This is a genomic window from Vibrio sp. TH_r3 (assembly GCF_033101115.1).
In the GTDB taxonomy this organism is placed as follows: Bacteria; Pseudomonadota; Gammaproteobacteria; order Enterobacterales; family Vibrionaceae; genus Vibrio.
The window spans coordinates 71,601-78,871 of the sequence record NZ_JAWMPW010000018.1; the positions used below are offsets into that span (position 1 = coordinate 71,601).

At 40.1% G+C, this 7,271-nt stretch carries 8 protein-coding genes; all 8 read left to right on the forward strand.

What is annotated here, in order from left to right; all coding sequences use genetic code 11:
- Positions 1 to 36 precede the first annotated feature (36 nt).
- On the forward strand, positions 37 to 1,326 hold the full coding sequence (locus R3X26_RS14240) for an ABC transporter substrate-binding protein (RefSeq protein WP_317717996.1): 1,290 nt from the start codon (positions 37 to 39) through the stop codon (positions 1,324 to 1,326).
- 59 nt (positions 1,327 to 1,385) lie between these two features.
- A complete protein-coding gene (locus R3X26_RS14245) occupies positions 1,386 to 2,267 on the forward strand; it encodes a sugar ABC transporter permease (RefSeq protein WP_317717997.1) in 882 nt (293 codons plus the stop codon).
- Positions 2,264 to 3,112, forward strand: coding sequence for a carbohydrate ABC transporter permease (locus tag R3X26_RS14250; protein ID WP_317717998.1), 849 nt, complete (start codon positions 2,264 to 2,266; stop codon positions 3,110 to 3,112). Before R3X26_RS14245 ends, R3X26_RS14250 begins: the two co-directional genes overlap by 4 nt.
- Before the next feature lies 1 nt (position 3,113).
- Complete coding sequence (locus R3X26_RS14255) at positions 3,114 to 3,896, forward strand: endonuclease/exonuclease/phosphatase family protein (RefSeq protein ID WP_317717999.1); 783 nt, start codon at positions 3,114 to 3,116, stop codon at positions 3,894 to 3,896.
- Positions 3,893 to 4,666: an HAD-IIB family hydrolase gene (locus tag R3X26_RS14260; RefSeq protein WP_317718000.1), complete on the forward strand. Its 774-nt coding sequence runs from the start codon at positions 3,893 to 3,895 to the stop codon at positions 4,664 to 4,666. The genes R3X26_RS14255 and R3X26_RS14260 overlap by 4 nt, the downstream gene beginning before the upstream one ends.
- 161 nt (positions 4,667 to 4,827) lie before the next feature.
- On the forward strand, positions 4,828 to 5,721 hold the full coding sequence (locus R3X26_RS14265) for an extracellular solute-binding protein (protein ID WP_317718001.1): 894 nt from the start codon (positions 4,828 to 4,830) through the stop codon (positions 5,719 to 5,721).
- Between the two features lie 3 nt (positions 5,722 to 5,724).
- A complete protein-coding gene (locus R3X26_RS14270) occupies positions 5,725 to 7,050 on the forward strand; it encodes an amidohydrolase (RefSeq protein ID WP_317718002.1) in 1,326 nt (441 codons plus the stop codon).
- A partial coding sequence (locus R3X26_RS14275) for a hypothetical protein (protein WP_411572422.1) occupies positions 7,043 to 7,271 on the forward strand: 229 nt, incomplete at its 3' end. The genes R3X26_RS14270 and R3X26_RS14275, both read left to right, overlap by 8 nt.

Genomic DNA, 7,271 nt, shown 5'->3' on the forward strand with positions numbered 1-7,271 from the left:
CCACCAACCCCTTCAATTTTATACGGAGATAATGTTATGGATTTCAAGAGAAAACTATCGTTAGTCGGAATCGCCGCGAGTCTAACGACGTTAAATGTTAATGCTGAACAAATTAATTTAACTATGTATTACCCTGTTTCAGTTGGCGGACCATTAACGAAAGTTGTCGACAGTATGGTTGATGCGTTCGAAGCGGAAAACTCAGGTGTTGATGTAAACGCGATTTATGCGGGTAATTATAACGACACTCGTGTTAAAGCTCTGGCAGCATTGAACGCGGGGGAATCAGTCCAAACATCAGTAATGTTCTCGATAGATTTATTGGCGCTCAAGAGTAATGATGTAATACGCCCATTCGATGACTTTGTTAAAACAGAAGATGATCAGAAATGGTTAGATAGTTTTTATCCTGCATTGATGGAAAATGGCATGCTAGATGGTAAAACTTACGGTATCCCATTTCAACGTTCAACTATCGTTATGTATTACAACAAAGATGCATTTAGCGAGGCGGGTCTAGATCCTGAGCAACCTCCTAAAACATGGGAAGAGATGGTAGAAGTCTCAGCCGCACTGATTAAAAAATCTGAAAACGGTGATACAGAGCGTTGGGGAGTAATGATCCCATCAACAGGGTATCCTTATTGGATGTTTGGCGCACTTGCTAAACAGCAAGGTGAAACGCTGATGAATACCTATGGAACAAAAGTAAACTTTAATTCAGAGCGTATGATCGAGGCGTTGCAATATTGGAGTGACCTAGGAACTAAATATAATGTCATGCCTCAAGGCACAATAGAGTGGGGCACGCTGCGTCAGGAATTTCTTGAGCAGAATACCGCGATGATGTGGCATTCGACTGGAAACTTGACCGCAGTGATGAATAACGCGACCTTCGATGTTGGAGTTGCACAACTTCCTGCGCATGTTGAAGCCGGTTCACCAACAGGTGGTGGTAATTTTTATCTAATTAATAGTGGTACAGAAGCAGAACAACAAGCTGCTTATCGATTAGTAAAATTTATGACATCACCAGAACGTAGCGCAGAATGGAGTATTGCAACCGGTTATGTAGGGGTTAGCCAAGCCTCATATGATACTCCGAAGATGAAGCAACATGTTGATAAATTGCCTCAAGCGCTAGTGGCACGAGATCAGCTAAAAGTTGCAACGGCTGAGCTTGCAACCTATGAAGCTGGTCGAGTTCGTCGAGTACTCGATGATGCAATTCAAGCGACTCTCACCGGAGAAAGTACAGCTAAAGAGGCACTAAATTCAGCACAGTCTCAAGCTGAAAGGATTCTACGCCGCGCGAATCGTGGTTGATAATTGACGAATAATAGCTGGTAGTCACGTATCTACCAGCGAATCGAATAGAGTTGACTATGATACAAAAAATTCAAACTTCAAATGCTGCATTTGCTTGGTTGTTGTTGTTACCAGCAGTGGTATTAATGAGTTGTTTCACTTACCTTCCTGCCGGTAACGCATTTTACACCAGTATATTTTCGGATGTGCCGGGCAATGATAATGCTTTTGTACTTGTCGATAATTTATCCGACTTGTCTCACGACCCAGTCTTTTGGAAAGCGTTGATTAATAACTTTTGGTACGGTTTGATTACGGTTCCTATTTCTATGATTTTGGCGTTAACCATGGCGCTTTGGGTCAATGAGAAGTTTATTGGGCGAAGTCTTCTACGTCTTTCTTTTTTTCTTCCTACTATGTTACCTATGGTTGCGGCTGCCAATGTCTGGCTATTTTTCTATTCTCCTAATATAGGATTATTTAATCGAGTCTTATCCATTTTTGGAGTGCAAGGAGTGAACTGGTTGGGTAATCCGGATACGGCGCTGGGGGCTATTATGTTACTCGCAATCTGGAAAGAAGCAGGATTTTTTATGATCTTTTATCTCGCCGCATTACAAGCGATTCCGAGTGAACTCAATGATGCTGCTAAAATTGAGTCGCCTAGTTATTTTTATCGTTTACGTCGATTTATTCTGCCAATTCTAGGGCCAACAACACTGTTTGTGCTTATAAATGCAGTTATCAATGCGTTCAAAGTCGTCGACCACTTGTTCATATTGACTAAGGGGGGGCCAAATAATGCGAGCACATTACTACTGTATTATATTTATGAAACAGCTTTCGCTTTTTTCGATCAAGAGTATGCAGCAATCTTAACTATGGTATTACTAACAATACTTGCGACGTGTTCCGCTATTCAATTCTTTTTAAGCAGTAAGCAGGTTCATTACCGATGAGTATTCTCACTATTCACCAAATTCAGCAAGTTAGAGCATTCAATTTAGTTCGTTATGCAAACTTATTGGCCGCATGGGTCGTAGGTGTCTTGTGGGTTTTGCCTTTACTTTATATGGTATGGGCGGCGTTTCATACCGGATCCGATATGATCTACTTGGATTTAAGTGCCGATTGGTCATTGACAAATTTTCACCAAGCTTGGGAAATGGCGCCCTTTATCCGCTATATCTGGAATACATTTGCTACGGTGACTTTGCTTTTAGTTTGTCAAATTTCAATTTGTACTTTGGCTGCTTTTGCGCTTGCTCGTGTCGAATTTAAAGGCCGTTCGATGGTCTTTGCTTTTGTGCTGATACAGCTAATGGTTATGCCTGAAGCGTTGGTTTCAGAGAACTACCAAATGGTAGCGAACTTTGACGCAATAGATACCTATATGGGAATTGCTTTACCTTATATTGCCAGTGCGTTTGGTATATTTTTATTGAGACAGACTTTTATGCAAGTTCCCCAAGAACTTGAAGACGCTGCGCGTGTGGAAGGGCTAAACCGTCTAGCCATTTTATTTAAGGTGTATGTCCCCTTAGCAAAACCCACATATCTCGCTTACGCGTTGGTTTCATTGAGTTATCACTGGAATAACTTTCTCTGGCCATTAATTGTCACTAACACCGTAAATAGTAGGCCAATTACTGTGGGTTTAGCACTGTTCGGTTCCCCAGAAGTTGGGGTCGATTGGGGCATTCTCAGCGCAGGAACATTAGTCGCAATATCTCCGTTGTTAGCGATTTTTCTTATCTTTCAACGTCAGTTTATGCAATCGTTCATGAATGCCGGATTAAAATAATATGAAAATTATCAGTTGGAACGTACAAAATGGAGTCGATGCGTACGCAAAAAATCAACTAGAGAAACAATATTGCTATTTGCGACAGCAAGAAGCGGATGTTATTGCACTCCAAGAAGTTGATGGCGAATATTTTATTGGTCTGAAACAGATGCTGAAGGAATATGATTGGCATTTGGCCGACGCGATTACGTATTATGAGGATGACCAACTCAAACGGTTTGGCAATGTAATTGGAGCGAAAAAAGGGACGATTTTACAATGGCGAGCTCATTGTTTATTGCCCACTGCTACTAATAGCCCTCAACATATGACTCGCTCAGTCGGAGAAATTGTCGTAAAAATAGATGACAATATTATTAGAGTATTAACTTGTCATCTGGAGTTTTATTGCCAAAAACAACGTAGATATCAAATAGAACAGATAGACCAAATTGTACAAGCGGCCACAGTCCTGAATGATTGTCCTAGTGGTGCAACTGAAGGATTGTATAAACCTTTGCCGTTGCCCGTGGATGTTATCATTTGTGGTGATTTAAATCTGACCGATGATTCCGTAGAGTACCGTGATCTGATTGACACAAATACGCGATGGTTTGATTTAGCACCACTCGATGCGAAGCCAACTTGTGGACTATTTGATACTCAACAGTGGCAAAATGGCGCGGATAGACGTGACTATTTCTTTACTAATAACTCAGGGCTTAAAGGTGAAGTGTGGACCGATATTAAGACCAGTTTATCTGATCATCAACCTATCTTTTTCCAGACATCAAACTTATGAATTTCAATAATAGACCAGAAATTATTTTTACCGATGTTGATGATACTTTGACTCTTAATGGTGAACTGCCTGTCTCTACGTTAGTTGCACTCTATCGGCTTCGAGCGGCGAATATTTTGGTTATTCCGGTTACAGGCGCATGTGCTGGTTGGTGCGATCAAATTGCACGTTTGTGGCCAGTTTCAGCGGTAATTGGTGAAAATGGCGCATTTTGCATTGAAAAGAGTAAAAATGGGCTTAAGTATATCGATACGCAAAGTGAACAACAAAGGCAACAAAATTATCAACATCTTAAACGAGTGGCCAACAAAGTATTATCCCAAAACTCTTCGTTGGGTGTGGCTCAGGATAATGCTTACCGACGGTATGATTTAGCAATTGACTATAATCAGCAGTGCAAAGGGACAACGGAATACCAGTTAAAGCTTGCTTTAGATTTGATTCATTCGGAAGGCATAAGAGCGACTGCCAGTTCTATCCACATAAATATTTGGAAAGGTGAGCATGATAAAAAACATGGCGCACTTTTATGGCTTGACCGACATTATCCCCATTGGACGTTAGACAGAATTAAACAGAAATGTGCTTATATTGGAGATTCTTTGAATGATGACGCTATGTTTGGATTTTTTAATAATACGATTGCAGTAGCGAATATTGCTCCATATCTAGAAAAACTACAGAATCGACCAAATAAAGTACTTTCGTTACCGGGTGGGGAGGGGTTTGCTGAATGGGTAGATGAGATTTTATCCGACTCGAATAACTAAACCTAAAAAGGGGAACGAAGCTGGTTTTGCAGTCATTGTAACGAAAACTCTCTAAAACTTTATCAACGAAATATCCACTACCCGTATTTGCCATCATCCCATAGCACTTTTGTCTTTTATAGTTTTAATAGGTAGCGCCCTACAAAGGTATTTATTTAACGTTGAATTACGATATTGAGGCTCTGCAAGAATTCGTCTTTACTCCCTTTGAAGAAGAACACAATGTGACGATAGAACTCGATCTAGGTCGCGATGGAGATAGATACACCAAGCTAAAGAATGAGATTGATATTACCGATATTGATGTATTTCTTGCTACCCAAGCGACAGCGCAAAAGGGTATTGAGGATGGTCTTTTTGCTAGTATGAATAAGGCTGACTTGAAAAATTATGACAGTTTGTTTGAACTGACTAAAAACCCCAACGGTGAGACTTATGGCCCTTCTTATACCGTAAATAGACTCAGAGTAGCGGGAAATTCAGACAACATTCCTTCAACTTGGGCGGAAATCCTTGCAGACCATGATAGCAAGGTTGCTATCCCTCATATGACATCAACCTTCGGCCCGATGGTTCTTTACGGAGCCGGCGAGGTTTCTGGTGATGCTTCAGAAAATATTGCTGCAATTGAAAGTTGGGTATCTAGCGGAAAGGTTCACGCTTATGTGAGTACTTTCAGTACAAGAAGAGCGGTTATCAATGGCGAATTTGATTACGCTTTGCTGGCTGATTTTGGATACACGCCCGACTTAAATTGGGGTGATCTGGATAAAGTTATGCTTAATAGCAATACGGTTAACATAGTGAAGGGAAGTAAGAATAGTGACCTTGCTATGGAATTTATCGACTTCTTACTTTCTGAACAAGTACAGAAAGAGTCGTTGGATCGTGGAATCGATTCTCCTGTAAATAAAAATGTTAAATTTGAAGAAAGTCAGGAAAATGTTAAAACCAACCTTGCTTCTTTCCCCAATGCGGTGATCACTGATATTGGCCTAGTTAATGAAAATAGAGCAACTTGGGTTGCTAAATGGAATGAGCTGTTTACAGAATAAACCATGAAAATACTAATCAAGAATATAACCATTATTACAATGAATGATAGTCTTGATATTTTAAAGAATGCGAATATCTCCATCGTAAATGATGAAATATCTCGCATTTTTTTTGATGAAATATCTGACGATTATGATCAAGTTATCGATGGAACGGATAAACTGTTGCTTCCCGGTTTTATCAATACCCACACGCATGTTCCCATGACTGTATTTAGAGGGCTAGGAGACGATATGAAAGATCGTCTTACCAAGCTGCTATTTCCTTTAGAAAATGCATGCCTGAATGACGACATTGTATATGCCTCATCACTTTTAAGTCTCTCTGAGATGTTACTGAGTGGAACGACATGTTTCGCTGATATGTATACTTTTACTGAGGCAACAGCCAAAGCATCAAATGAGTTAGGGTTAAGAGCCTTTATTGGGCAAGGGATTACAGACGAGCGATCAGGGGAACAGCTTAACGCTGATCACGGCTTTGAATTATTTGAAAAATTTATCGAAAATCATCGCGATAATCCCCTTATAAATGGTGCTCTAGCACCTCACTCTGTTTACATGACCTCTGAGCCTCTATTAAAAAAATGTAGAGAGCTGTCGGATAAGTATGAAGTACCTTTTCTGATTCACTTGGCAGAGCAGCCGTGGGAAGCAGACCCTTATCTAGCAGAGCATGGATCAGTGATTAAATATCTTGATAACATTGGTGTAATCAACAAGCGATTTATTGGTGCTCACGGCATACTTGTCGATGATGAAGATATGAAGGTTCTAGCCAATGCAGGGGCTTCTATTTCACACTGTCCAGCAGGCAACAGTAAAAGTGGCAGACCTATTGCTCCAGTTCGTGAATACATTGAACAAGGCGTGAACATAACCTTAGCAACAGATGGTCCTATGAGTGGGAATCATATGGATATGATGAGTGTTATGAATTGTGCGCCAAAAATGCAGAAAGTGAAATATCTAAACAGGGAGTTATGTCCTGCTAAAGAGATCTTGAAAATGGCAACGATTAACGGAGCCAAGGCACTGAATATAGATCATCTCGTCGGTAGTATCGAGGTTGGCAAGAAAGCTGATTTTATGGTGATCAACCCTCAAACCATAAACATGCTTCCTCTCTACGATTATTATGCCGCCATCGTTTATGCTATGCAGCCACAAAACATACAACATGTGTTTGTTAATGGAGAACTGAAGGTTAAAGATTCAAAACTCGTTAAAACAAATGAAGATAAAGTTATTCAGAAGTTTATGTCTGCCTTTGACATAGTAGAGATAGAAAGCCGTGAGTTATTGAAAAAGGCAGCTCAAAATGAATAAAGAAAAATTGATTATTTTCATACCGAGTTTATGCCTGATTGCTGTGTTAGTTTTTATTCCTTTGTTGATGCTTACTCAAAAATCCTTATCGGTTGACGGTACAATTGGCCTTGCGAATTATCTAGAGTTATTCGAAGATTCAACATTCAAAAAAGCTTTGAGAAACACCTTTTCTATCTCTTTTTTTGTTGTCTTTGCCACTCTTTTAATCGGTTTACCAA

Coding starts and splice junctions, on each gene's coding strand:
- R3X26_RS14240 (WP_317717996.1), top strand. CDS start 37: ATGGATTTCAAGAGAAAACTATCGTTAGTCGGAATCGCCGCGAGTCTA.
- R3X26_RS14245 (WP_317717997.1), top strand. CDS start 1,386: ATGATACAAAAAATTCAAACTTCAAATGCTGCATTTGCTTGGTTGTTG.
- R3X26_RS14250 (WP_317717998.1), top strand. CDS start 2,264: ATGAGTATTCTCACTATTCACCAAATTCAGCAAGTTAGAGCATTCAAT.
- R3X26_RS14255 (WP_317717999.1), top strand. CDS start 3,114: ATGAAAATTATCAGTTGGAACGTACAAAATGGAGTCGATGCGTACGCA.
- R3X26_RS14260 (WP_317718000.1), top strand. CDS start 3,893: ATGAATTTCAATAATAGACCAGAAATTATTTTTACCGATGTTGATGAT.
- R3X26_RS14270 (WP_317718002.1), top strand. CDS start 5,725: ATGAAAATACTAATCAAGAATATAACCATTATTACAATGAATGATAGT.